The sequence below is a fragment of the Hymenobacter profundi genome, from assembly GCF_019334315.1.
Classification (GTDB): Bacteria; Bacteroidota; Bacteroidia; order Cytophagales; family Hymenobacteraceae; genus Hymenobacter; species Hymenobacter profundi.
The window spans coordinates 1-25,607 of sequence record NZ_JAHWGL010000077.1 but is presented as its reverse complement, the minus strand read 5'-3'; the positions used below and the strand labels follow the sequence as shown (position 1 = coordinate 25,607).

Annotated in this window: 23 protein-coding genes and 1 pseudogene; 10 read left to right on the top strand and 14 right to left on the bottom strand. The window is 57.1% G+C overall.

The genetic code is table 11. The features are described 5' to 3' along the window. The first annotated feature begins 190 nt into the window (after positions 1 to 190). Both gldF and gldG read left to right on the top strand, forming a co-directional pair. The gene (gene gldF / locus KYK14_RS16110; RefSeq protein WP_219160255.1) at positions 191 to 916 is read left to right on the top strand and encodes a gliding motility-associated ABC transporter permease subunit GldF; all 726 of its coding nucleotides are present in this window, start codon (positions 191 to 193) and stop codon (positions 914 to 916) included. A 56-nt stretch (positions 917 to 972) separates the two neighbouring features. Next, positions 973 to 2,694 carry a gliding motility-associated ABC transporter substrate-binding protein GldG gene (gene gldG / locus KYK14_RS16105; protein WP_343217124.1) on the top strand — a complete coding sequence of 574 codons (1,722 nt, stop codon included), beginning with the start codon at positions 973 to 975 and terminating at the stop codon, positions 2,692 to 2,694. A 967-nt stretch (positions 2,695 to 3,661) separates the two neighbouring features. Here gldG and KYK14_RS16100 read toward each other — a convergent pair. Then, a pseudogene (locus tag KYK14_RS16100) lies at positions 3,662 to 4,437 on the bottom strand (SDR family NAD(P)-dependent oxidoreductase). 254 nt (positions 4,438 to 4,691) lie between these two features. Here KYK14_RS16100 and KYK14_RS16095 point away from each other — a divergent pair. The 3 genes from KYK14_RS16095 to KYK14_RS16085 all read left to right on the top strand — a co-directional run bounded on the left by KYK14_RS16095 (position 4,692) and on the right by KYK14_RS16085 (position 7,421). Further along, positions 4,692 to 5,372, top strand: a complete 681-nt coding sequence (locus KYK14_RS16095; RefSeq protein ID WP_219160253.1) for a hypothetical protein — start codon at positions 4,692 to 4,694, stop codon at positions 5,370 to 5,372. Between the two features lie 100 nt (positions 5,373 to 5,472). After that, positions 5,473 to 6,525 (top strand): sensor histidine kinase, encoded by a 1,053-nt coding sequence (locus KYK14_RS16090; protein ID WP_219160251.1) that lies wholly within the window; start codon positions 5,473 to 5,475, stop codon positions 6,523 to 6,525. A 113-nt stretch (positions 6,526 to 6,638) separates the two neighbouring features. After that, on the top strand, positions 6,639 to 7,421 hold the full coding sequence (locus tag KYK14_RS16085) for a LytR/AlgR family response regulator transcription factor (RefSeq protein ID WP_219160249.1): 783 nt from the start codon (positions 6,639 to 6,641) through the stop codon (positions 7,419 to 7,421). Positions 7,422 to 7,639: 218 nt separating this feature from the next. Here KYK14_RS16085 and KYK14_RS16080 read toward each other — a convergent pair whose 3' ends face one another. Further along, positions 7,640 to 8,407: a LytR/AlgR family response regulator transcription factor gene (locus KYK14_RS16080; protein WP_208305979.1), complete on the bottom strand. Its 768-nt coding sequence runs from the start codon at positions 8,405 to 8,407 to the stop codon at positions 7,640 to 7,642. 132 nt (positions 8,408 to 8,539) lie between these two features. Here KYK14_RS16080 and KYK14_RS16075 point away from each other — a divergent pair, with 132 nt between their 5' ends. Next, entirely contained in the window at positions 8,540 to 9,202 is a 663-nt protein-coding gene (locus tag KYK14_RS16075) for a response regulator transcription factor (protein ID WP_219160247.1), read from the top strand. A gap of 242 nt (positions 9,203 to 9,444) precedes the next feature. Continuing rightward, a complete protein-coding gene (locus KYK14_RS16070; protein ID WP_208305980.1) occupies positions 9,445 to 9,798 on the top strand; it encodes a hypothetical protein in 354 nt (117 codons plus the stop codon). Here KYK14_RS16070 and KYK14_RS16065 read toward each other — a convergent pair. The 3 genes from KYK14_RS16065 to KYK14_RS16055 form a co-directional block, all read right to left on the bottom strand. Next, positions 9,788 to 10,840, bottom strand: coding sequence for a sensor histidine kinase (locus KYK14_RS16065; protein ID WP_219160245.1), 1,053 nt, complete (start codon positions 10,838 to 10,840; stop codon positions 9,788 to 9,790). The genes KYK14_RS16070 and KYK14_RS16065 overlap by 11 nt on opposite strands. Positions 10,841 to 10,903: 63 nt before the next feature. Further along, positions 10,904 to 11,773 (bottom strand): hypothetical protein, encoded by an 870-nt coding sequence (locus tag KYK14_RS16060; RefSeq protein WP_219160243.1) that lies wholly within the window; start codon positions 11,771 to 11,773, stop codon positions 10,904 to 10,906. Positions 11,774 to 11,801: 28 nt separating this feature from the next. After that, on the bottom strand, positions 11,802 to 12,251 hold the full coding sequence (locus KYK14_RS16055; RefSeq protein WP_219160241.1) for an ABA4-like family protein: 450 nt from the start codon (positions 12,249 to 12,251) through the stop codon (positions 11,802 to 11,804). Positions 12,252 to 12,434: 183 nt separating this feature from the next. Between KYK14_RS16055 and KYK14_RS16050 the strand changes: the two genes are divergently transcribed. Beyond that, the gene (locus KYK14_RS16050) at positions 12,435 to 13,097 is read left to right on the top strand and encodes a hypothetical protein (protein WP_219160239.1); all 663 of its coding nucleotides are present in this window, start codon (positions 12,435 to 12,437) and stop codon (positions 13,095 to 13,097) included. 211 nt (positions 13,098 to 13,308) lie between these two features. Here the strand turns inward: KYK14_RS16050 and KYK14_RS16045 are convergent, their stop codons facing one another. The 9 genes from KYK14_RS16045 to KYK14_RS16005 all read right to left on the bottom strand — a co-directional run bounded on the left by KYK14_RS16045 (position 13,309) and on the right by KYK14_RS16005 (position 22,987). Beyond that, positions 13,309 to 14,541: a cation:proton antiporter gene (locus KYK14_RS16045; RefSeq protein ID WP_219160237.1), complete on the bottom strand. Its 1,233-nt coding sequence runs from the start codon at positions 14,539 to 14,541 to the stop codon at positions 13,309 to 13,311. A 263-nt stretch (positions 14,542 to 14,804) separates the two neighbouring features. Then, on the bottom strand, positions 14,805 to 15,923 hold the full coding sequence (locus tag KYK14_RS16040) for an AMP-binding protein (RefSeq protein WP_219160235.1): 1,119 nt from the start codon (positions 15,921 to 15,923) through the stop codon (positions 14,805 to 14,807). A 114-nt stretch (positions 15,924 to 16,037) separates the two neighbouring features. Then, positions 16,038 to 16,460: a hypothetical protein gene (locus KYK14_RS16035; protein WP_219160233.1), complete on the bottom strand. Its 423-nt coding sequence runs from the start codon at positions 16,458 to 16,460 to the stop codon at positions 16,038 to 16,040. 84 nt (positions 16,461 to 16,544) lie between these two features. Further along, positions 16,545 to 17,012, bottom strand: a complete 468-nt coding sequence (locus KYK14_RS16030) for a DUF305 domain-containing protein (protein WP_208305988.1) — start codon at positions 17,010 to 17,012, stop codon at positions 16,545 to 16,547. Positions 17,013 to 17,127: 115 nt separating this feature from the next. After that, positions 17,128 to 17,865, bottom strand: coding sequence for a DUF2490 domain-containing protein (locus tag KYK14_RS16025; RefSeq protein WP_246601886.1), 738 nt, complete (start codon positions 17,863 to 17,865; stop codon positions 17,128 to 17,130). A gap of 414 nt (positions 17,866 to 18,279) precedes the next feature. Further along, positions 18,280 to 19,104 carry a 1,4-dihydroxy-2-naphthoyl-CoA synthase gene (gene menB / locus KYK14_RS16020; protein WP_219160229.1) on the bottom strand — a complete coding sequence of 275 codons (825 nt, stop codon included), beginning with the start codon at positions 19,102 to 19,104 and terminating at the stop codon, positions 18,280 to 18,282. Between the two features lie 96 nt (positions 19,105 to 19,200). Next, on the bottom strand, positions 19,201 to 21,042 hold the full coding sequence (gene menD, locus KYK14_RS16015) for a 2-succinyl-5-enolpyruvyl-6-hydroxy-3-cyclohexene-1-carboxylic-acid synthase (protein ID WP_219160227.1): 1,842 nt from the start codon (positions 21,040 to 21,042) through the stop codon (positions 19,201 to 19,203). A gap of 157 nt (positions 21,043 to 21,199) precedes the next feature. Further along, complete coding sequence (locus KYK14_RS16010; protein ID WP_219160225.1) at positions 21,200 to 22,411, bottom strand: chorismate-binding protein; 1,212 nt, start codon at positions 22,409 to 22,411, stop codon at positions 21,200 to 21,202. 147 nt (positions 22,412 to 22,558) lie between these two features. Continuing rightward, the gene (locus KYK14_RS16005; protein ID WP_219160223.1) at positions 22,559 to 22,987 is read right to left on the bottom strand and encodes a hotdog fold thioesterase; all 429 of its coding nucleotides are present in this window, start codon (positions 22,985 to 22,987) and stop codon (positions 22,559 to 22,561) included. 77 nt (positions 22,988 to 23,064) lie between these two features. Here KYK14_RS16005 and KYK14_RS16000 point away from each other — a divergent pair, with 77 nt between their 5' ends. Continuing rightward, entirely contained in the window at positions 23,065 to 23,679 is a 615-nt protein-coding gene (locus KYK14_RS16000) for a histidine phosphatase family protein (protein ID WP_208305993.1), read from the top strand. A 154-nt stretch (positions 23,680 to 23,833) separates the two neighbouring features. Beyond that, positions 23,834 to 25,555: a pyruvate dehydrogenase complex dihydrolipoamide acetyltransferase gene (locus tag KYK14_RS15995; protein WP_219160257.1), complete on the top strand. Its 1,722-nt coding sequence runs from the start codon at positions 23,834 to 23,836 to the stop codon at positions 25,553 to 25,555. Positions 25,556 to 25,607: the final 52 nt, after the last annotated feature.

Sequence of the window (25,607 nt, the reverse complement as noted above, 5' to 3'; positions counted from 1 at the left end):
CAGTCGCTGGAACAGGTGTTTAAGAATCTGACGAAGTAATATGTTTACTTTTCTGCCATCCTGAGCCTGCGAAGGACTTTACCACGGAAGAACGGTATGATAGATAGTAAATACCTGACGCCAGATCGTTTAAACGTGAGAGGTCCTTCGCAGGCTCAGGATGACAGAAGAGTTACGACAATCCTTTTTTATGTATTCCATTCTCCGCAAAGAATTTAACGCCTTCCTCAGCTCGCCGGTCGCCTACGTCGTTATCGGCGTATTTCTGGTGGCTACGGGACTGTTTGTGTGGGTGTTTCCTGATAGCTCGGTGCTTGATTACGGCTACGCCGACCTGCAAACGCTGTTCAACATTGCGCCCTGGATTTTCCTATTTCTGATTCCAGCCATCACCATGCGCACGTTTGCGGAGGAAAAGAAGGCGGGTACTATCGAGCTGCTGCTCACGCGCCCGCTGACGGATGGGCAGATTATTGGCGGTAAGTACTTGGCGTGCTTGCTACTAGCGTTGCTGGCGTTGGTTCCTACCCTGCTCTACTACTACTCGGTGTACCAGCTGGGCAACCCCGAGGGCAACATCGATTCGGCGGCCACTGTGGGCTCCTACCTGGGGCTGGGGCTGCTGGCGGCGGTATTTGCGGCCATTGGTATCTTCGCCTCGGCCATCACCCGCGACCAGATTATTGCCTTCCTGGTGGCCGTGGTGGGGTGCTTCCTGGTATACACAGGTTTCGACTCGCTGGCCTCGGTGTTCGAGGGTAGCACGGCTTACTACATCAGCCAACTCGGCATTGCGGCCCACTACCGCGACCTAAGCAAAGGTCTTATCGACTCCCGCGACCTGCTGTATTTCCTGAGCATGATTGTGGCGCTACTGTGGGCTACGCGGCTGACGTTGCGGAGTAGGAATTGGTGAGCTTTGTTTACCTAATAGCTTTCTAGGATTGATTAGAATATTTTTTGAGTGTCTTTGTGAGTACAGAACAAGAGCTAATAGCCAACAGCCAACGGCCAACAGCTAGCAATAAGCGTCGCGACCTGACCACGTTTTTCGTGGTGATTGGCGCGTTGCTGCTGCTCAATTTCCTGGCCCAGCAGTTCTTCTTCCGTGTCGATTTGACGGAGGAGAAGCGCTACTCCATGTCGCCGGCCACCAAGGAATTGTTGGAGAATCTGAAGCAGCCCGTCACCATCACCGTGTACCTGGATGGCGACTTTCCGCCCGCGTTCCGGCGCTTGCAGCAAGCCACCCGTGAGACGCTAAACGAAATGCAGATCTATGGAGGTAGCAATCTGCACTACGTGTTCGTGGACCCTTCGGCGGCCGGCACTGAGCAGGCGCGCAATCAGTATTACGAAACCCTACTTAAGAAAGGCCTGCGCCCTACTAACCTGGGCGCCAACGAGAACGGCAAGCGGGTCGAGAAAATCATCTTTCCGTGGGCCACGGTGTCGGTAGGTAGCCAGGAGCTGCCGGTGTTGCTACTACGCGGCAACCAGGCTGCCCCCGCCGACGTGCGCCTCAACCAAAGTATTGAGGGCCTAGAGTATGAGTTGGCCAGCACCATCCGGCGCCTGGAGCCCAGCCAGCGCAAGCGCATCGGCATTGTGGAAGGCCACGGCGAACTAGACAACGCCGAAGCCGGCGACCTGATCGGCTCCTTACGCCAGAACTACGATGTGTTTCGGGTGAACCTGACGAAGGTGCGCGATCTGCGCCCGCTCGACGCCATCATTGTGGCCAAGCCCGCCACGGCGTATACCGAGGAGGAGAAGTTCAAGCTCGACCAGTTCATCACCCAGGGCGGCAATACGTTGTTCTTCGTAGATGCCATGCGCGTGAACCTCGACAGCGCCAACCGCGGCGGCATGCTCTCGTTTCCGTTGCAGCTGAATCTGGAAGACATGCTGTTCAAATACGGCGTGCGCATCAACCCCGACCTCATGCTGGACCTCAACTCCGGCGTGATTCCGCTGGTGACCGGCACCCTGGGCGATAAGCCGCAGGTGGAGCCGCTGCCCTGGCAGTTCTACCCCCTCATCAACAACTTCAGCCAGCACCCCATTACCCGCAACCTCGATGCGGTGTACACCAAGTTTGTGAGCAGCATTGATACGGTGAAGGCCGTAGGCATCCGCAAAACGCCGCTCATGTTCACCTCGCGCTACACCCGCGTGCTGCCTGCTCCCGTGCCCGTTAACCTCAACGACGCCCGCCTACCCCCCGACCCCAAGCAGTATAAGCAACGCTTCGAGCCGGTAGGCTACCTGCTGGAAGGGCAGTTCCGCTCGCTCTATGCCAACCGAGCCCAACCCGGCACCACGCAGTTTCAGCCCGAAAAGTCGCCCTTGGCCAAGCCCGCCAAGCTACTCGTCATCCCCGACGGCGACTTCGTGCGCAACGACGTGGACCCGAAAACTGGTAATCCCTTCCGCCTCGGCTACGACCGCCTCGCCAACACCGAATTTGCCAACCGCGAGCTGGTGCTGAATGCCGTGGACTACCTCCTCGACGAAACCGGCCTCATCGCCGTGCGTGGCAAGCAAATCACCCTCCGCCCCTTGGATAAGGTGAAGGTAGCCGAGCAGCGCCAACGCTGGCAACTACTGAATTTGGTGGCCCCGCTAGTGCTGCTTGGCCTGTTTGGCCTGGGCCGGGCATGGTGGCGCAAGCGGCGCTACGCCCGGTTTTAGAAAAACCAGAAACTAGCTTTAAATGTCGCGCATCAAGCGAGTGTGGGGTAGGGGGTAAAAGTCGTTGGATAATGGGTAGGTTCTAGCGCGTCTCAACTCCAACCCCAGAGCCGTTAGGTCTTGGTTTATTCGACGTTACGCTTCACCCCCACGGCCCTATCTTCGAAAAGGAGAGAGCCAGACCAATCGGCCAAGAATAGGTATCAGAACTTAACGGCTCCGCTCTTAACCCCCTTTTCGAAAAAGAAGGGGAACTAGCATTAGCAATCGTAAAACCTGTTAGTTTATGCAATAGCCGCAATGCTAGAATATATTATAAATGCCTTGTTTAAGGGAGTTTTTAGTTGGTTCCTATTTGCCCCAATAGGCTTTTTGTACTTGTATCTGCGGCATCGGAGAAAAGTTAGAGTGCAGCAAGTACTGCTGAAAGATTACGAGAACAGTTATGTAAATGCAGGCCAAATCGTCGCGATTCGTATCGTCGCGGCTACCGGCCTACTGCTGGTACTGGCATTAATGTTTGCGCCGTTGCTTCACTGGTTAAGATCATAGAAAGCCACTCACTCGGGTGCAGATTTTTTTGCCTCTTATTCCTCTAATCCAGCGGATTCTGCACACGCCACCGGAAGATTAGGGTAGGAGGGTGTGTGGGTAGAGAGGTGTGGGTAAGAAATCTGTCATCCTGCGCTTGCGAAGGACCTTATCACCATAGAACGAGTCGTTGGTACGATGGTCATCCTACCGCACTCGCTCGGCTATGCCGAGTGAGGCCTACGCTTGAGGGGCTACGCCCCGAATCCGGCCGCACCGCTTGCATGAAGTCGGCTCAACGGCGTGCAGACGTGCGCAGCGGAGCTGCTTGGGCGTAGTGCTCACTCGTCACAGCCGAGCGAGTGCGCAGGGTAGGAAGTTAAAAAGCCTGTCATCCTGCGCTTGCGCAGGACGACACATTAAAGGGTACTACCAACTACGCGCCTTGCGCTACCATGCGCATGAAACCGCCATCCATCACATAAGTGGAACCCGTCACATAATCCGAATCAGCGGAGGATAGAAACAAGGCCAGCTTGGCGATTTCCTCGGGCTGGCCTGCCCGCTTCATGGGGATGCGCTGCTCGCCTTCTTCGCGTTTTTGCGGGTCGTCGAGGGCTTTTTGGTTCATAGGCGTCAGGATCATGCCGGGGCGAGGTTGTTGACGTTAACGCCATCCTCGGCTAGCTCTAGGGCCAGCGTGCGCGTGAGGTTGCGCAGGCCGCCCTTAGCCGCGCAGTAGTCGGCCGTGCCGGGCGACACTACCTCCTCGTGAATGGACGTGACGTTGACAATCTTGCCCTTGCCGCCGTGCTGCTTGCGATGCTGGGCAAACAGCCGCGCCAGGTAAAACGGCCCGAATAAATCAGTACGAATCGTTTTTTCGAATTCTTCGGGCTGCATCTCCACCACGGGCTTGTGCGCCCCGCTCACACCGGCGTTGTTTACCAGAATATCCACAGTGCCAAACTCCAATAGGGCCTGCTTGAAAAGCTGCTCGGCTTGCTGGGCATCGCTCACGTCGGTTTGTACCACCAAGGCCCGCTGACCAGCTTGCGTTACCTGCTGGCGCGTGTGCTCGGCTCCATCGGCATCGGTGTGATACACCACGACGACGTTGGCGCCTTCCTGGGCAAATAAGATGGCCGTGGCCTGACCAATACCCGAATCGGAGCCGGTGATAAGGGCGGTTTTGTTGGTTAGTTTTTTCATGGAAAAGGAAGTGAGAAGAGTGGATAAGGCAGCCAGAGGGCGGTTGTGCCTCTTCAGCAAACGCGACCAGCAGGGTAGGGTTACTTGGCCGTGAGCATTATTCCCAGGAAGCTGAACCACACCAGATTCCCGCAATATCATCGGAGGATTTCAACACTTCATCCGGCTTATCTAACACTTTAGGTACAAGAAATTCCATGGATCGTCGGGGTTGCTGACTTTTGGAACATACATCTACACAATCACTTACTACTATGAAAAAGGTGCTTTTTCTGCTCGCCCTGGCTGCCGCCTCCCTCTCGGCATCGGCCCAAACCAAAACCGCTACGGCCACTGCCCAAGCGGCCCCTGCCGGCTATCAAAGCATGATGGCGGCTACTATTCAGGAGCTGATGCAAACCGGCGACCCTGCTGCCCTGAAGGCCAGCGCCGCCAAGTTGGAGCGCGTCGCCACCGTAGCCCCCACCGATTGGCTACCCCGCTACTACCAGGCCTACGCGCTCACAACATGCGCTAATACCGGCCCGCTCAAAGAAACTGACCAGGTGCTCGACCAAGCTGAAGCAGCACTGGCACAGGCCCGCAAGCTGGGCGGCGACGAATCGGAACTACTGACGTTGCAGGCACGCATTGACCAGAGCCGCATCCGCGTCGACTTTATGGGCCGCGGGCAGGAGTACGCTGGGCGAGCCACAGAGGCAGCAAATCGGGCGCGGGCACTGAATCCAGCTAATCCGCGCCCCTACCTCATCCTCGCCAACAATGTGTACCATACGCCTACGGCTTATGGTGGCGGAGCAGCGGCAGCTAAATCACTTTTTGAGCAGGCCAAGGTTAAGTTTGACGCCTTCCAGCCAGCTTCGGTCCTGGCACCCAACTGGGGTAAAAACCAAGTGCTGGATTTTTTGAAGAGTTCCGGAGCGGCTATCAACTAGCCTTACGCACAATAACACAGAGGCAGCACAAAGTGCTGAACCGCTGCTACGTATCTTTCTTACTCGCTCAGTGGTCATTATGACCGCACCGCTAATGGTAATGAAACAATCTTCGCAAACCAGTTATCAGCGCAGCAAAGTAGCGTGGCCAATTATGCTGGGCGCCATGAGCCTGCTGGCGCTGGGCATTAGCTTCGACAGCTGTCAGGACTGCCCAATCTTAAGTGCCGATTTTCTAGCTTCTTTCGGTTACAGCTTCTGCTACGCGGTTGGGCTATGGCTGGTAAACGGTTATCCGCCCGCCTGGATTGACCAGCATGCCTCTTGGACTCGGCAGCCGCTGATGCGTTTTGCATGGTCAATTAGTTATGCGTTAGTTGCATCGTTTTTGGTGATTTTTCTGGTAAGCGCGGCCTTTCAACTATTTTATTACCATCAGATTCTGCGTGACTTGCCCTGGCAACGAATCTTTTTTCTGCCGCTGTTATTCGTAGCCATTATTTCCCTGTTTTTGCACAGCCGCTCCTTTTTGTTGGGCTGGCGTGATGCTGCCATCCAAACCGAGCGACTGGAAAAGGAAAGCGCCGTGGCCCGCCTCGATTCGCTGCGCCGGCAGGTAGACCCGCACTTTCTGTTCAACTCGCTGAACGCCCTGACGGTGCTGGTGGAAGAAAACGACCCCGCCCGTGCTACGCGCTTCATCCGGCAGCTAGCCAAGGTGTACCGCTACGTGCTCGATAGCCAGGAGCGGGAAGTGGTGTCGCTTGGCGAAGAGCTAGCCTTTGTGGAGTCCTACCTGCACCTGCAGCGCACCCGATTGGGCGAGGGCATTCAGGTGGAGATACAACAGCCGGGCGCCAACGCCGATACGCTGCTGGTACCACCGCTGGCCGTGCAACTACTGCTCGAAAACGCCCTTAAACACAACGCCACCAGCCAGCGCAACCCGCTGCATATCACAGTAGCAATAGACACTACTGCCCGCGAGCTGCGCGTTGCCAACACGCTGCGCCCCCGCGTCGCGTCCGAATCGACGGGGCTGGGGCTGCGGAATTTGCAGGCGCGCTACGGTTTCCTCACCGACCAGCCGGTACGGATCGAACGCACAGCCACCGAGTTCATCGTGGTGCTGCCGCTGCTAATGCTGGGGTAGGGGCGGCTGGTAGCCGCCCGTGACTAGGGCGCGTGGTTGTTTTCCTGTTCGCAATCTTCATCTTGTCCTGATTTCTCGTTCACCAACGGGCGGCTGCCCGCCGCCCCTACCCTATGCTTACCCCTCTCCGCGCCATTTTGGTGGAAGATGAACCCCTGGCCGCCCGCCGCCTCGCCGACCTGCTCCGCAAGCAGCCAGTGCCCCTAGCGGTAGTCGGTACGGCCGAATCGGTGGAGGAAGCCGCCGAGCTGCTGCGCGCCACGCAGCCTGCGCCCGACGTGCTGTTTTTGGATATCCAATTGGCCGATGGGCTGAGCTTTGAGCTGTTTGAGCGCGTGGAGGTGCGCTGCCCGATCATCTTCACCACGGCCTACGACCAGTACGCCCTGCGCGCCTTCAAGCACAACAGCATCGACTACCTGCTTAAGCCCATCGATGCCGACGAGCTAGCCGCCGCCGTTGCCCGCCTACAGGCCCGCCAGCCGGCCGCAGTACCTGCCTTCGACGCTACGTTGCTCACGCAGCTAATGCAGCAACTACAACCCCAGCCGCAGTATAAGCAGCAGTTTGTGGTGAAGGTAGGTGAGCACCTAAAGGTGATTCCGGTAGCGCAGGTAGCTTATTTCTTCAGCTTCGAGAAGGCTACTTTCCTGCAAACCCGCGAAGGCCGGCGGGTGGTGGTAGACCAAACGCTGGAGCAACTAGAGCAGCTCCTAAACCCGAGTGAGTTCTTCCGCCTCAACCGCGCCTACCTCGTGCACCACACAGCCATTCAGGATATCATCCACTACACTAATTCCCGCCTGAAAACCACCCTCGCCCCCGCCAGCCCCGAGGGCGACGTGCTCGTGAGCCGCGAGCGGGTAAGTGCCTTCCGCGCCTGGTTGGAGCGGTGAGATGGTGAGTTTGTGAGTTTGTGAAGTTGTGATTTTGTGAAGTTGTGAGTAGTGAATACGTCTGTCATCCTGAGCGTAGCGAAGGACCTTATCACACTAGAACGAGTCGTTGTTACGATGGTCGTTCTAGTGTGATAAGGTCCTTCGCTACGCTCAGGATGACAGACGTTTTCTCTACTTCACCACCTCACCACCTCACCACCTCACCACCTCACTACTTACCGCTCCAGCCATTGCTTAAGGGCTGAGGCTTTTTCCCGGCTTACAAGTACTTCTTCACTGGGGGTAGGGTGCAGGTCAAGTTTGAGCTTGCCGTTGAAATAGACGTGGAGGCGCTGCACGGCCGGCAGGTGGGCGATGAACTGCCGGTTGAGGCGGAAAAAATCCTGGGGATTCAAGAGCTGCTCCAGCTGCTCCAAGGTATACTCAACTACGAAGCGTTGGCCTTCCTGTGTGACGAGGGTAGTGGTTTCGTGGCGGCTCTGGAACCACCCTACCTGCGCCGTGGGCAACGGGAGCAACTGCTCGCCACTGCGAACCAAAAACCGGGTTTTATAGGTCTGCTGGGGCGCAGCCAGCGTTTCCAGCAGGCGCTCTAGTCGCTGTGCCGGGTCGGGGAGGGTAGGCGGGGTAGGCCAGTGGTGTAGCTTGGTGAGGGCGGCTTGCAACTCCTTCAGCTTCACAGGCTTTAGTAGGTAGTCGATGCTGTTAGCCCGAAAGGCCCGAATGGCGTATTGGTCGTAGGCCGTAGTGAAAATGACCGGGCTTCGCACCACGGTCTGCTCAAACAGCTCGAAGCTCAGCCCATCGGCCAGCTGAATGTCCGACAAAATCAGGTCGGGGGCAGGGTGGGTAGCAAGCCAGGCCAGGGCGCCGGCTACGCTATCGAATACAGCCAGCACCTGCGCCCCGGGTGCCGCCTGTAGTAGCAGCCGTTGCAGGCGCTCAGCAGCCGGGTATTCGTCTTCGAGTAGTAGAACAGTCATGGTATGCATTCTACTGAATAGATAGAAAGAGAAAAACTAGCAAGTGAAAATCAGGTGCAGCAATTAGCTCAAATTGCGTACAATACGTAGGTAGTATATACTGTTTTCCGCCCTTTCCTTTCACACTTCAGGATGATTCGCACAATACTCGTTGATGACCATGCCATTATTCGGGATGGTATTAGCTACCTGCTACAGCAGGAACCCGATATTGAAATAATTGATCAGGCTGGTAATGGCCAGGAGTTGCTGGAGAAGCTACAAGAGGCGCCGGTCGACGTGGTGCTCATGGATATTAATATGCCCATTATGGGTGGAGAAGAAGCAACGCGCCGCGTGCGTGCGCTCTACCCGCAAACGCACATACTGGTTTTGTCTATGCTGGACCATGAAGCCTACATCACCCGTATGTTGCAGGCCGGCGCTTCTGGCTATATTCTGAAAAATGCTGGTAGAGAGGAAATTACGTTTGGTATCCGCACAGTAGCTGCCGGACGTCACTTTCTGTGCTCCGAACTGGGTTTTCAGATGCTGTACAAGTTGCAAAACTCCAGCGGCAGTACCGCGCCTACCATCACCAGCGAACCGGTAAAAAAGGAGTCTATTCTGTCGCGTCGCGAGCTGGAAGTGCTGAAGCTGATTTCCGAAGGACTTACAACCAGTGAAATAGCCGATAAGCTGTACAACAGCAAGCGTACTATCGAAACGCATCGGCAAAACATGATGGAAAAAACCCAGGCAAAAAACACTGCCTCTCTGATTAAGTATGCCCTCAACCATGGCTTGATTGACTAGCGAATGCATTGCTTTTCCATTGCTGAATCATTACATAGTGCAAACAGCTTGTAATAGTAATAATCTGTAAATCAATAGTTTATATAACCTTTTATTCAGCAAAATCGTTACTTTGGCAGCTGTATCAGTAAGTGTAGGCGAGCAATTAGCTTGGGTAAGCAGAACAATAATTCTATCTGCGCGATGTTATCTACGGCAATAATCGCTTCGCTTCACTAGCCTCACATTCCAGCCCTAGTCTCATGCAGGTATACCGGGAAATTCTTCCAAATAGCTATCTGGTCATTTTGGTGGAGTCTGCACCGGCAGCAACCGATGCGGGGCTGTTGCGTAGCGCGCTGCGGCAAGCCAGCCGCAGCGGCAAAGAACAGGTCTGGCTTGATTGCAGCGGAATTTCCTTCCTGCCGTTGGACATGCTGCCTATACTAACGCGTTACGCCGCATGGCTGCGCCGCCGACATACCTCCCTGGTTGTGTGTCACCCGCCGGCCACTGCTGCCGGTACTAGCCTGGAGGAAATCAGCCATGGCACCTTGCTGATAGCCAATACATTGCTAGACGCAGAGCTAATAGCCTCAGAAGGCGTCAGCGAGTAGGAAGTAGGTGCGTGGTGGGGGTGATGGACAAGACAGGTAGCCGCACGGTAAACAGACCATTATCGGTTTCCACTTGCACTGGTTGAGGAGCTTGCAGCAACTCGTAGCGCCGCCGCACGTTGGCCAGCCCTACCTGCGTGTGGGGGCGCAGGCCAGCTGTGCGCGGGCGTACGGGGTTTTGTACCGTCAGGTAGTTGGTGCTAGAGTCATAGGCAATGGTGAGCAGCAGTGGTTGCTCTTGTGACGCTACGTTGTGCTTAAGAGCGTTTTCTACCAGCAGTTGCACGCTAAGCGGTGCCACGTGCCGCGCCTGCACGGCATCCGGCACATGATAGACCACGCGTAGATTGTCGCGGAAGCGGGCTTTGTGCAGGGCCACGTAGGTTTCCACAAAAGCCAGCTCCTCGTGCAAGGGCACGGTGGCCTGGTCGCGGCTCAGCAACACGTAGCGGTACACATCGGCCAGCTGCTCCACAAACTGCTGGGCCGGCTCGTTGTCTGGCTCAATCAGCGCCGACAGCGTGTTCAAGGAATTGAATAGAAAATGTGGGTCCAGCTGATTGCGTAGCGCCTCTAGCTGACTTTGCACCCCGGCACTTTGCAACTGCTCGGCCTGGCGCACATTCCAAAGCCATTGCTCAAAGAAATGGCGGCTTTCGTAGATAAGTTGCACTACGGTAGTCGGAATCAAGTTGAAGGCCACTTGGACCAACAGCGTGCGTGCTTCGAGGGGGAAAAAGGCGGGTAACACCAAATGTAAAAAGACCAGCAGCACCACCGAGGCTACACTGGTATACAGCACACAGGCCACCGCCAGCCACCACAGGCGGCGGGCCGTGTGCTCTACGCCAGGAAAGCGCTGCAACAGCAATTCCCACAGCAGCCGGTTGCCCAGCCACAGCACCGTTGTGAAGAGTAGCGAAATGCTCCAATTCACCAGAAAATGCATCCACGAGCTGAACCGGTGTGGGTCGTCGCTCAGCAGCGTGATCAACAGCGCGAGTAGCGGAATCCCCAGTAGGCGTAGGCGGTAGTCTTTCATACATGTGGCCCGACGATCAGCCCCGACAAGCGCTAGGGTAGATCGTCGAGCCAAAGAACGTCATTACGGGCGAGCCAGCAGGGGCAAACCGCTCAGCGCGTGCCAGTACAGCCAGCCCACAGCGCCCGCGTAGCCCAGCGCCACCAGGGCCATAGCGCCAGTTTGCACGCCAGCCCGCAGGCGCGGGGCCATACGCGCCAGCAGCCAGCCAGCAAAGGGTAGGGCTTGCAGGGCGTGCAGCCCCAGAAAATGCGCGGCCCGCAGGTCGCCGGCGCGGGTGCTCCAGCCCAGTAGGGGCAGGCCCGCGCCACCATCGGCAGCGCCTACCGTGTGCGCCATGCGGCCGCTCATGGCGCCGCCTATCATGCTGCCTATCAGAAACAAGCCCAGCCCCAGCCGGATGCCCCACACCCACGCCACCGACCCAATAGGTCGGTGCTGGAACGTGAGCCACAACGCCCACACAATGGCCGCGGTATTCACCATTATCAGCACGCCCATAGTGCCAAAAACAGCTCCGTTGAAGGCGCTGCTCACGTTGAAGTGAGAGGTGGTGCCCCGCGCCGCCTGCAAGCAAACCAAGACAATTTCGCCGGCCATGGTGATGCCCGCCAAACGGCTGATGCGTCGGGCTTTGGACTGAACTGCCGTTGGAAAATCGGCCAGGAGCCAGCCGAGCGTCCAGAGGTAGAGCACCCCCGAAGCGCCGAATTTAAGCGGCTTGATCCACACGTTCAGCCCCGTAACGGTGCGATGGTCCAGGGACCCGAGCGCCACGGCGCCAACCACTACCGCCACATGCAGCCACCCTACCCAAGTGAGTAGGGGGTAGGAGTCGTGCAGCAGGCGCAGCCAGGCCGGGCGGTGCCAGCGAGCGGGTAGGCCACGGGCCGAAAGCCGAAAAGCGGGGGCAGGAACCAGGGTCGTTTTCATAGGAAGCAGCGTTTGCGGTGGAAAAACTTTAGGTAGCTAAGGCAGGGATAGGGTAGAACCGGCGCAGACCTGCGTATAGCAGCAGCCCTACCGGACCCAGCAGAAAGGTGAGCACCAGCGCGGGTACCAGGAGCAGGTGGGGTAGGCTGCGCCCCTGGGCGTCGCGCAGTGCCCAGGCGCCCACGGCCAAATCGAAGCAGAGGTAGTGCACCCAACCGGCCAGCAGTGCCCACGGGTCCTGGAACAACGCGGCTACCTCGGCCAGGGAGCCGAAACCGCCCTCGCCGCCGTGGGCGCTCAGGTAGTGATACCCGATGCACGCCGCGTAGGCGGCGGCCAGCACCAGCGGCAGCGCCCCGTTGCCTACCACATGGCGCGTAACGCGCCAGCGGGGCGCTACCAGCAGCAGCCCCCAGCCAACTAGTGCCGCAACATTAGCCAAGCGAAATAATAGAGCAGGTAGGGCAGCGTCAGACATAGCAGCAAGGAGTAAGTATACAGCCGTAAATGTCGCTGTAAAGGTCTCTGCCAGTGATGCAAATGTGGGTGAAACAGTAAGGAAGAAAGGTGAGGCAGCGAAAAAAGCAGGTGAACCGTAGGCCGAAATCTTAACTCGCACCGCTGTGCCGCGTATTTCGAGGGCGTGAACTACTTTACTCGTTTGCTTTTGCTCCTACCAGTAGCGCTGGTTACTGTGCCTGCTGCCGCTCAAATCGGTCTTGGCATAGCCCCGCGCGATAGCAGCCGGAGGGAGCGACACCGCAAGGTGGTAGTGCAACTCGATCAGCGCTTTTCGCCCCTCAACGGCAAGCTGGTGGGCATCTACGGAATGAAGGTAGGCTTGGAGTGGCGTGGACGGTTGCGGGCGGGCTTGGGCGGCTATTTCCTAAGCGGTGGCGTACCCGCGCGCCTGGCTCCACCGCCCCGGCTGCCACCCGGCACCGATAGCGAGTTGCGCTTTCGCTACGTAACGGTCTACGGCGAGTACGTGCTCATTGGCACGCCACGCTGGGAGCTGAGTACTCCCACGCAGTTCGGCTTCGGAACGGTCTTCTCTAGCTTCCGCCTACCCGACGGCGACCGGCAGCAGTCCCCCATCGATCATATCTGGATGGTAGAGCCCTCCGTGGTAGGGCACATGCGCGTGTTTCGGTGGATAGGGGTAGGCGCCGGCGCCGGCTACCGACAGATGCTTTTCCTGAACCAGCGCGAAGAGCGCGAGCTAAGCGGCATAATCCTGATCGGCCGGGTCAAGCTTTTCTTAGGCGACTTATACCAGATCGTGCGCGGCCGGGAGCGGCTACTGTCTCAGAAAGGGTTATAGCTTTTCTTGAGTTTGTGAAGTGGTGAGATTGTGAAGTTGTGAGATTGTGCATAAAAGTGTGTCTGTCATCCTGAGTGCAGCGAAGGACCTTAGCACGTGAGGACGAGTCGTTGTTACGCTTGTCGTGCGTGCGTGATAAGGTCCTTCGCTGCACTCAGGATGACAGACGCACTTTTATGCACAATCTCACAACTTCACAAACCCACACTCCCTACCCACGTCCAGCGCGACGGTCGAGCCAGGTCATGACGGGGGTAGCTAGTATGCCGTGCATGACGATAGAGGTGAGGACGGTGAAGCCCGTTATCACCCAAAGCTGCTCAGAATTAACAAACTCGCCTTTTTCCAGAGCAAAAGCCAGATAGAAAAAGGAGCCGATACCCCGGATGCCGAAGAAGGAAATAGCGGCTCGCTCCGGCAGTGTAGCCCGCGAGCCATACAGCGTGAGCATACCACCCAGCGGACGAATCACGAACAGTAGCAGCAAGCCCAGCGCAGCTTGCGTCCAGGTAAGGGTAACGAGCAGCCCGTTGGCTAACGCACCGCCAAACAACACGAGAATCACCACAATAAATAGGCGCTCTAGCTGGTCGGTGAAAGCGTGCATTTGCTGATGATACTCATGGGCTTTCTCGTTGCCGCGCAGCGTAATGGCTGCTACAAATACGGCGAGGAAGCCGTAGCCGTGCGTCAGTTCCGTGAGGCCATACGTGGTGAACGTAACGGCCAGTACGATAAACCCGTACGCCGAGCCTTTTATCTCGATATGCTTGGGCAACCGAAAAATCAGCTTGCCCATCGTTTGTCCAATCAGCCAACCCAGGGCCACGCCCATGCCAACGCGGTAGAGCACATCGTACCAAGCCCACTCAAACAAACGGTCTTGCAGGGAAGTAGCAGCCGGAATAAGCGCCAGCGCCAGATACACGAAGGGAAAAGCGAGGCCGTCGTTCATGCCGGCCTCGGCCGTGAGGGCAAAGCGCACGGTGTCTTCCTGGCCTTCGCCGGGGTCGCCTACCTGCACGTCGCCGGCCAGCACGGGGTCGGTGGGGGCGAGGGTAGCGGCTAGTAACACGGCTGGGGCCGGCGCAATGGCTAGTAGCCACCAGGCCGTTAGGGCAAAGCTGGCAATGGTCAGCAGCATCAGCACCAGTACCAGCAGCAGCGGCATACGCCACTTGCGTAGAGAGAAGGAGCGGTCAATTTTGAGGCCGGTGCCGGTAAGCGCCACAATCACGCACAGCTCAAACAGGTGGGTGGCTAACGTATTGTTGTGTAGCGGAATAGGGTCGGGTAGGCCCAGGGGTAGCGAATAAGCCGCCAGTCCCAGCCCAATAAAAACGATGGGGTAGGAAAGTGGGTATTTAGCCATCACCGGTGGCAACCAGGCCACTCCCATAATAGAAATGCCCAGCAGCACCAGTATGATATTATACAACGACATGAGGAGGGGAAAACGTAAAATAGCTCTTACGTGAAATACAACCCAGTCGCTGTCGTAACCATGTACTATGGTAGGAGTATCTTGTTTTATGCGGATTCAGACACCAAAATTTGTGGTGTTTTAGTAGGATGGCGGCTGCCTGCATCGGCGGACAAGCAGCAGGAGTACACGCAAGGCTATTGGCTGCAATTATGAAAGTATTGGGTTGCAGAATTATTAGCACAACGTTTCGGAGTGCTTCTGATGCGCTGCTAGCAAAAGGGTTAGCCTTGCTTCAGGGCCTCGCGTAACGTGCTGCGCCGGTCGAGCTTGCCCGACGCGGTGGTTTTAAATTGTGCCAGAAACAGCAGCTGGCGCGGGCGCTCGTATTTACCAAGTCGCTGGGCTAGTAGGTGAAGGAGTTGCTCTTGCTGCGCCGAGGGTAGGGACGCCCCTTCCAGCACGGCCGTCACTTGCTCGCCTAGGCGCTCATCGTGTAGGCCGGCTACGAAAGCACGACGCGTCACATTCAACTCGGCTAAAGCCACTTCCAGCACCAGCTCTACCTTTTCGGCCTGCACCTTCACGCCGCCACTGTTAATCACGAAATCGGCCCGGCCCAGCCATTCGAAGGTATGCTGATCGAGCAGGCGCACCTGGTCGTTGGTGATGATGAGCTGGTCGTTGGTGACATCGGCCCGGATGGCCAGGCAACCCCGCTCGTCCTGCTCTATATGGATGCCCGGCAGCACACGGTAGTGGGGTGAGGCCTCGGGGCCGTTGAGGCGACGCAGGGCAATGTGCGAGGCCGTTTCCGTCATGCCGTAGGTGAGGTAGACGGGCACTGTGAGCTGCTCAATCTGCCGCGTGAGACTTGCGTCGGTAGGGGCGCCGCCCACCAAAATCACTTTCATTTGGTTGAGCTGCTCGGCCCGGCCGGCATCCAGAAGGGCACGCAGCTGCAAGGGCACAAACGAGGCAAAGGCTATGGTGGCAGCAGCGGGCAGCAGAGCCAGCGGGTCGGCCTGGGGCTCTACGATGGTGATGGGCATGTTGCGCTCAAAGCCGCGCACCAGCATCATCAAGCCGCCCACAAACTCACAGTTCAGGCAGGCCAGCAGGGGCGTATCGGGGCCAAGGTCGAAGTAGTCGCCGGTGCGGGTGGCGCTGGCGGCCAGCTGGTACCGCGTCATGCGCACCGTTTGGGGCTGCCCCGTAGAGCCAGAAGTTTGCAGTTCAAACTCCAGCGTGCCGTTCAGCCACTGCCGGCAAAAGTCCAGCACGCGAGCCTCGTAGCCGTTCAGCTCGGTAGGCGAGTTGGCAGGGTATTGCTGAATATCGGCGTAGTGAAATGTGCGACCGTTAAGTACAAGCGAGTCGGGGAGAAGCGAGGGGGCAGACATAAAGAGGGTAGGGCGCGAATAACGGGTGGTTAACTTATTACAACCAGTACCGCATACGAAGCTCCCGACCAAAAGGCAGAAAATTGCTTTTCGTGGCCTATCGCAAGTCCCGTATCACGTTAGCAGCCAACGGCGAAATTTGCGCTCGGTCGGCAACGTCAGCACGCACAGCGCCACCAGCAATACCCCGAAAAACAGTAGGTTCACCCACTCGCTGGTAAGGTGATAGAGTAGCAGGGGCGGCAGGCTCACCAGCGCCAGAAAGCTGTTGCGCAGCAGCACCACACTTTGGTAAATGCGCAGGTTCTCGGCTTCGGGACGGCGTAGGTTGGGGCGCATACGCCGGAATACCAGGTAGATACAGCCCATCACCAGTACGAGCAGCACCAGCAGCAACACCACAACCAGGGCAGTATTTTGCTTGGTATTGGTCGTTTGCAACCGATGGTCCGTCAGCAATACCAACGTCAGCATCAACCCGCCCAGCACCAGGTACTGTAGGATATGCATACGGCGGATGCGACGGATAGCAAGCATAGCAATAGTACGACAAGAATAGGGTAGGCTGGCTATAAGCTGCTACGTAGCACCAAGGCGTAATGTGCCACTACTGCCAATCACCTACTGCGCTTTTTCCTGTTTCAGCCGTTGCAACATCTGCTGCATCTCCCCAATCTCCCGCTTTTGGGTCTCAATAATATTGTCGGCCAGCTTGCGTACTTCGGGGTCGTGTATGTTGGCCCGCTCGCTGGTCAGGATAGCAATGGAGTGGTGCGGAATCATAGCCTTCATCCAGCGCGAATCATCCACGAAGGTCTGGGAGCGCACCATCGTGAGGGCCGCTACAAATACCACCACGCTACCTGCCACAATTAGCAGGTTGCGTTGCTTGTTTTGATACATGTGGCGCATGAACCCTAGCATGATAAGCGCCATCGGCGTCACCATCAGAATGGTCATGTAGAAGCGCGTGAGGCTGAAATACACGTGGTCTAACGCGTAGGTATTCAGGTACATCACCACATACATGACTACAAACGACACAGCCAGCATCAGGAAGAAACGGGGGTAAGGATTTTCGTTTTTCATGGTCGAAGAGAAAAGAAAAGGAATCTGTTTCTCATACGAACCCCTACTACCCCGTGGCAAAACCATCCGGTATTTTGTACTTGCCCTGCCCGAATTCTGAACAGGGCAAATGACACTACTCTAAATTGCCCACATGGGTGCGTTGCGTGGTTCGATGGCCGAAGGGATTCTTCCAGATAACGTCCAGCGCAATATAGTGCACGTAGGAGGGCGAGGTAGTGCCTAGTCGATTGGCCATATAGCCCACATCAAAAATGAAAGGCAACGACTTAGGCGCCAGCGAATAGTACCCCACAAAGCGGCTTTCATGGTAGGCGAGGCGCATCCACTGGCTGGAAGCAGACAGCTTACTGGCCGAAAATAGCTGCTCGGAGCTGATAATGAGGCGATGTACTTTAGCCGCGTCCAGATTGAGGGTCAGTTGCAACCGCACGCGGGAGCGGAGTTGAAAAGACTCGGCTTCCCTGGTGAAAGTAGGAGTATAAAATTTCCGAAACTCCTGCCGGAACGTGGGTACAAACTTGAAGCGGGCATTTTCCAGCACGTACGAAAAGCGGCCGTATGCTCTGAACTCCTGCTCAAAAGCCGGATCCTCATGCTCGTATGGGTAGCGGTCGGCGTACTCGTCTTGGCGACGGTAGCTCACGGCAAAGGAGCTTTGCCAGTGCTTGTGCAAGCGGTAGTAAAACTCCTGATTTAAAACTAGGATAGACGATTTATCCAGCGGATTGTAATCCGTAGGCTTGCTCTTGCGCCCCACCCCAATGTAGGACATAGACTGCCATTTCTTGAGTGAATCGAGGTCTTGCCGAATGCCTACTGCCAGCCACTCGGCAGTATGTGCCTGACCCAAGCCCGGCGGACTAATCTGGGCGAATACTGGGGTACTTATACTACAGACAACAACAAAAAGAATCTTTTTTACCTGCATTGCTCCTCATTAGCGTGCAGTCGTGCGGCCTCGTTGGCCATGCACGACAGAAACAGAAGTGCGCCATGCTGTTTTTGTATGAGCAGGCTAAAAATCTGCTTGCATAAATGTGGTTTAAAAGCTGTCAGTTAATACTATAAACCCCTGATCTTGCAGCTTATACTCCCTGCCTTTACAACGAACGGCTAACACAACTCCTGCAAACTGACGCAGGGGACGCTGAAGGATACATGAAGACAAGGTTACTTTTTCATGAAAAAGCGCCTGATACGCCTGCTTTTTAGTAGGCGTATCAGGCGCTTGAACTGACAAGTAAACCGCAGTCCGGAGTGCTGTCTATGGGAACTTGGGGTATTTCGAGAAGTCAGGCTGACGTTTTTCCAGGAAGGCGTTCTTGCCTTCTTTGGCTTCCTCGGAGAGGTAGTAAAGCAACGTAGCATTACCAGCCAGTTCCTGAATACCAGCCTGACCATCTAGCTCAGCGTTGAACGACGACTTGAGCATACGCAACGCCAGTGGGCTCTTTTGCAGAATCTTGCGGCACCACTGTACCGTTGTTTCTTCCAGCTTATCCAACGGCACTACCTTGTTCACAAGACTCATGTCGAGGGCTTCCTGGGCATCGTACTGGTCGCAGAGAAACCAGATTTCGCGCGCCTTCTTCTGCCCCACGATACGAGCGAGGTAGGAAGCTCCGAAGCCGCCGTCGAAGGAGCCTACCTTGGGGCCGGTCTGCCCGAAGCGGGCGTTGTCAGCAGCAATGGTTAGGTCGCAGACTACGTGCAACACGTGCCCACCGCCAATGGCCCAACCGGCCACCATGGCAATAACTGGCTTGGGAATGGAGCGAATCTGCTTTTGCAGGTCCAGCACGTTCAGGCGAGGCACGGTATCGTCGCCCACGTAGCCGCCGTGGCCCCGTACGCTTTGGTCGCCGCCCGAACAGAAGGCCTTGCCGCCCTCACCAGTCAGGATAATTACGCCCAAATCGGTGCGGTTGCGGCAGATATCCATGGCTTCAATCATCTCCTGCACCGTGAGTGGCGTGAAGGCGTTGTGCACCTGTGGGCGGTTGATGGAGATTTTGGCGATGCCCTCACATTCAGAGAAAAGTATTTCCTGAAATTCTTTAATGGGTTTCCAGTCGAGTTGTTCAGCCATACAAGTGGGTGTTGGTCAGTTAAAGTAAAGCAGGAACGTCATGCCTCATCTGGCGTCTGCTTGTCGAAGCATGACGTTCTTTTAGTAAAAAATAGACTACGCAAAAGCCGCTTTCACAGTGTTGCGGTAGTGTTCAAAAAAGGCGGCGTTGGTCTGACTGTCGGTGGTGATTTCCAGCAGGGCCGCGCCGCCTTCCGCTGCAAAGAAAACGGGTAAAGCCGATTCGAGTTCTGCGAAAGATGAAACCGCGAAGTAGCGCAGCCCAAAATCCCGCGCCGTATTCTCGGCCCGCAACGGCTGGCGCGTCTCGAAGAACTCCTCCAACTCGGGCTGCTGGCGTGGCCCATCAATGAGCCGGAAAATGCCGCCGGCGTGATTGTTCAACAGCACCACGCGCAGGTTGGGGGTAGGGTAGTTGTGCCAAAAGGCGTTGCGGTCGTAGAAAAACGCCACGTCGCCGGTGAGCAGCACTATCGGCCGCTCTGGTTGGGCCAGCGCTGCGCCTACCGCCGTGCTGGTGCACCCATCAATACCACTAGTGCCCCGGTTGGCAAACACCTCCACCGCCCTACCCTGGGGTAAGCCGATGATGTTGGCATAACGCACGGCCATACTATTGGCGAGGTGTAGTGCGGAATATTCGGGTAGGGAGTGTAGGGCCTTGTGAATAGCCATGAATTCGTTGAACGGCTGGTTGGGTTGCTGGAAGAACGTGTCCAAAAAGTCCGTTGCCTGAGCATTGGCACGTTGCCAAGCCGCTGTGTAAGAAGCTGAGGGTACCTCGGTTTCAGCAGTAGCAAAAGCGGCTGGCGAGGTAGGACTCGCCACACGAGTAGCATCGGCCGGAAAGGGCGGACGCATAGCCGTTGTGTCAAGAATCGAACTTGAATCAACGGCTTCAGAGACTCCTATACTATCTGTGCTACCAATTGCAGTCAAAGCAGCAAAGAAGTCGGCTGGCTCTACGCGGATTACCTGAGTGAGCGCGCGATAGGCATCAGCCACTTCGCCTGCGGCTTGTATGTGCCAGTGCTGCGCAATTGGCGCATTGCGCAGATACAATTTCAGCGCCTTAGAAATCAACGACTGCCCGAAGGTAAGCAGTAGGGTAGGCCGTAGAGACTCTTTCAGCGTCTGATTCTGTGCAGCCAGAAATACATCTTGCTGACCTATTGCCGAGGGTAGGTTGGCAATGGTGTCGCCTACAACAGGCACATCAAACGCTATGGAAAAATGGTGTAGTGCTTGTTGCAATGCAAGCTCCCACGGGTGCTGACCGGCTACCACCAACACACGCGCGGCGTTGCGGATGGTGTCGCGTAGAGCGGCCGCCTGGCTTGGCAATAACACCGGCGCACTAATTTCCTCCCGAATCACCTTTACCGGCCCAAACGTCAATTCCTCGCCTGCTTTTGGGTAAAAAGGCTCCCGCAGCGGCACATTTACCTGTACTGGTCCGGCGGGTGCTCGTTGTGCCAGGTTGATGGCCTCATTCACAATCCGCGCCGCGTGCCACTCTGCATCGGGGTGTGAGGTATCGACGGGTAGGGTGAACGAGCCCTTGGCGTGGGCACCGTACAAATCCGTCTGCCGGATAGTCTGGCCATCGAGCTGGTCGATCCACTCCGGGGGACGGTCGGCGGTGAACACCACCAGTGGAATCTGTTGAAAATACGCCTCCGCCACAGCTGGCGCGTAGTTCAGCCCCGCCGTGCCGGACGTGCACACCAGCGCCACCGCCCGCCGCTGCGCCTGCGCCAAGCCTAAGCCGATAAACGCGGCGGCCCGCTCATCGGGCACCGTGCGCACCTGCACGCCGGGGTGGCGGGCAAAAGCAATGGTCAGTGGCGCGCACCGCGAGCCGGGCGACAACACCGCGTCGGTAATGCCCAATTGCGCGCAAATTTCGGGGATGTTGTGGATAGCTTGGAGGGACATGAATAGCGAGTACGTAATTGAGTTGATACAAAACCCATTGTCATCCTGAACTTGCGAAGGATCTTATGCCCGCAGAACGATTGATGTAACAACGACTCGTTCTGCGGGCATAAGGTCCTTCGCAAGCTCAGGATGAAAGAGGGAAAGATGCATTGTCCTACTCCAAAACCGCCCCAATCGTCTGGAGTTTTAACTCCGTTTCCTGCCACTCGCGGGTAGGGTCGGAGTCGGCGGTGAGGCCGGTGCCGGCATAGAGAAAGGCTTCGTTGGGGCGCAGCTGCAAGCAGCGTAGGTTCACGAACAAGCGTGAGGAGCCGGTTTCAGGCAGGTTCACCGGGCCAAGGAAACCGGCGTAGTAGGCGCGGTCGTAGCCTTCGTGGCGGCGCAGGAACTCCAGGGCCGGCTGCTTGGGCATACCGGCCACGGCGGGGGTAGGGTGGAGCAGGCGCAGCATGTCGGTGCCCAGGTTAGGGAAGGGTACTTGGTTGAGCTGCACGGCAAAATCGGTGCGTAGATGCAGCAAATTGCCAGCTGCGGCCACGCGAGGGCCGCGCTCATCGTACTCACGCAGGCGCAACTGCTTGAAGCAGTTGACGATGTAGCGAGCTACCATGGCGTGTTCTTCCATCTCCTTCGCCGTCCACAACGAGGCCGCGGGCGCTACCCCCGGTTGGGCCAGCTGGGTGCCAGCCAGGGCCATCGTCCGAAACACAGAGTCTTCGGTGATTTCGGCCAGCACCTCGGGCGTAGCGCCCAGCCAGGTGCCTACCCCCGGCGCACTCACCAACGACACGAAGGCATTAGGATAGCGCTGCTGCAAGTCCTGAAACGCTGCTAGCGCATCAAACCCCACCGGTAGTGGCCGCCGCACCGCCCGGCTCGATACCACTTTTTGTACCTTACCCTGCTCAATGGCCGCCACACCAGCAGCTACAAACAACTCATAATCAGCCTGCGAAGAGGCTTTTGGGATAGGCTGCGGGCTCATATGCCACGGCAACGGGGCCGTGGGGGGTAGAGCCGCAAAACGCTGCCGCAACTCCGGCAACCGAACCGCCGCCGCCGCACTCACCTGAATTTTATCAGGGGTAGCCAGATCGAAAAACAAGTCGGCGGGTAGGAACAGCGGCGGGTTGTGGTCGGAATCCCAGAACGGAAAGAAGGCAAAACCAGCGGGTGCAGTTGGCTCCAGCACCGGTGGTAGGCCCGTGAGGGCAGTATCGGCCTTCAGGGTAAGGCACAACCGGGCATGGGCAGCACCGGGCAGGCGCCACAGCGCCACCGGCCTACCTGACGTAAGGGCCAGGGCCACCAACTGCCGCAGCCGCATCGCCGTCGGCAGCTCCGGGTTCCAGGCAAGTTGCTGCATGGTTTGTTACGAGTGGGGTGTTAAAGAAATAATAGAACGTCATGCTGAGCTTGTCGAAGCATCTCTACCGTAAGTAATTTCTAACGGCTGAGAATTACTTACGGTAGAGATGCTTCGACAGGCTCAGCATGACAGACAACTATCATCTCACTTCTTAGGTAAATCAATCACCGCCGTCGTAATGCGACTAATGCACACCAGTGCGCCGGTTTCTTCGTGGGTGATGCGAATTTCCCAAACCTGCGTAGTGCGGCCCACGTGCACGGCGGTGGCGCGGCCTACTACGTAGCCGTCGCGCACACCCTTGATGTGGTTGGCGTTGATTTCCAAACCCACGCAGGCTTTTTGGGTCCGATCTACCTGCAACACGGCACCAATGCTGCCCAGTGTTTCGGCTAGGGCTACGGAGGCCCCACCGTGCAGCAGGCCCATGGGCTGGTGCGTGCGGTGGTCTACGGGCATACGGCCCACCAAATACCGGTCGCCTACCTCAGTCAGCTCAATACCAAGATGTTCGCCAAGCGTATTGCGACATAAAGCGTTCAGCTCAGCTAGATCAACGGGAGAATTCGTCATAGATTGATAACAGCGCAACGTGGATTTCGGCCTCAAAATCCTTACTTTCGGGAGAATTCAGCAAAGCTAGCGGGAAAGTGAGCGTCAAAAAAATCTACCTGATCCGGCACGGCCAGACCGATTTGAACGTGCGCGGCATTGTGCAAGGCAGCGGCGTCGACTCCAGCCTGAACGAGGTAGGGCGGCGGCAGGCGGCGCAGTTTTTCGCGGCCTACGGCCACGTGCCTTTTGCGAAAGTATACACCTCTGTGCTGCAGCGCACTCACCAGTCGGTGCAGGCGTTTCTGGATCTGGGCCTACCCCACGAGCAGTATGCAGGCCTCAACGAAATCAGCTGGGGCGCGCGCGAAGGCACCCGCATCACGGCCGAGGAAGACGAAGAATACCACCACGTATTGCAGCAGTGGCGCTTGGGCAATACCAGCATCCCGATGATAGGCGGCGAAAGCCCCGACGATGTAGCCGCCCGCCAGCGCCCAGTTATCGACCTGATTCTGTCGCGCCCCGAGGAAGAAACCGTGCTGGTGTGCATGCACGGCCGCGCCATGCGCGTACTGCTCTGCCAACTGCTGGGCTACCCTCTCAGTTGTATGGATGCCTTTGAGCACCACAACCTGTGCCTGTATCTGCTGGATTATACCGGCTCTATGTTCACGGCCCGCAATTTCATGGACATTGCGCACTTAGCGTAAGCAATAACCGTAGAACGTCATTCCGAGCTGGTCGAGGAATGACGTTCTACAGTGTAGGCGTAATCCTTAGATTGCGCCTCGCAACACAATCTATTACTTGCCTGCCCGGAAATTCGGGCTAAATTTGGCGTTCCAACCCAAGCACAAAAAGCAGATGGCTGAAATCATCAAAATGCCTAAAATGAGCGACACCATGACGGAAGGCGTCATTGCCGCGTGGCTCAAGAAGGTAGGCGATACAGTGAAGTCCGGCGACGTCCTGGCCGAAGTCGAAACCGATAAGGCCACGATGGAGCTGGAAAACTACGACGACGGTACCCTCCTCTATATAGGTCCGAAAGAAGGCGAAAGCGTGCCCGTTGACGGCGTGCTGGCCATTATCGGCAAAGAAGGCGAAGATATTTCGGGTCTGCTGAACGGCGAATCCGGCGGAAGCGCTCCGGCTGCTGAGGCTGCCCCGGCTCCTGCTGCCGAAGCTCCGAAAGAAGAACCTAAACCAGCGCCGGCTCCCGAAGCCGCCAAGCCCGCTGCTCCGGCGGCCCCCGCCGGCAACGGCAAAAAGGCAACCGTAATTCGGATGCCGAAGATGAGCGACACCATGACCGAGGGCACCATTGCCGCCTGGCTGAAGAAGGTAGGCGACAAGGTGAAATCGGGTGATGTGCTGGCCGAAGTGGAAACCGACAAGGCCACCATGGAACTGGACAACTACGAAGATGGCACCTTGCTGTACATCGGTCCGAAGGAAGGCGAAGCCATTCCGGTGGATGGTGTGCTGGCCGTTATCGGTGAGGAAGGCGCTGATGTAGAAGCTCTTATCAGTGGCAAATCGGGTGGAGAAGCTGAATCGGTCCAGCCCGCTTCGGATGTAAAATCCGAAGGTCCGGCCGGTGCTAACGCGGCGCCTACCCCCGAGGTAGCGCAAACGGCCAACGCCAACGGTGGCCGCATCTTTGCCTCGCCGCTGGCTAAGAACATTGCCAAAGACAAAGGCATCGACCTGAGCCAAGTGAAGGGTAGCGGCGACAACGGCCGCATCATCCAGCGCGATGTAGAAAACTTCCAGCCCAGTGCCTCCGCGCAACCCGCTGCTGCTCCGGCTGCCCAACCTGCTGCTGCACCCCAGGCTACTCCAGCCGCTGCCGAGGCTCCCAAAGCTGCACCGGCTCCCGCACCAGCCCCCGCTGCTGCCGAAGGCACCTACACCGACACGCCCGTGTCGCAGATGCGTAAGGTGATTGCCCGTCGCCTGTCGGAGAGCCTGTTCACGGCTCCGCATTTCTATTTGACGATGGAAATCCTGATGGACAAGGCGATGGAAACCCGCGTGAAGCTCAACGAGCTGTCGCCGGTGAAGCTGTCCTTCAACGACATGGTGATTAAGGCTTGCGCCGTGGCGCTCAAGCAACACCCGGTTATCAACTCCTCGTGGTTAGGTGACAAAATCCGCCAGAATAAGGTAGTGAACATCGGAGTGGCCGTGGCCGTGGACGAAGGCCTGCTGGTGCCCGTAGTGCGCAACGCCGACGGCAAAGGCATGTCGCAGATTGCTACTGAGGTGAAGGAACTGGCCGGCAAAGCCAAGAGCAAGAAGCTGCAACCCGCCGAGTGGGAGGGTAGCACCTTCACCATCTCCAACCTGGGTATGTTCGGTATCGACGAGTTTACGGCCATCATCAACCCGCCGGATGCTTGCATCCTGGCTGTGGGCGGCATCAAGCAAACCGCCGTGGTGAAGGATGGCGAGCTGGTTATCGGCAACGTGATGAAAGTGACGCTGAGCTGTGACCACCGCGTGGTAGACGGCGCAGCCGGCGCAGCCTTCCTGCAAACGGTGAAGAGCCTGCTGGAAGATCCCCTGCGGATGCTGATCTAAGTGTAACCACCCTACTGTCATCCTGAGCGGAGCGAAGGATCTTCTCACGATA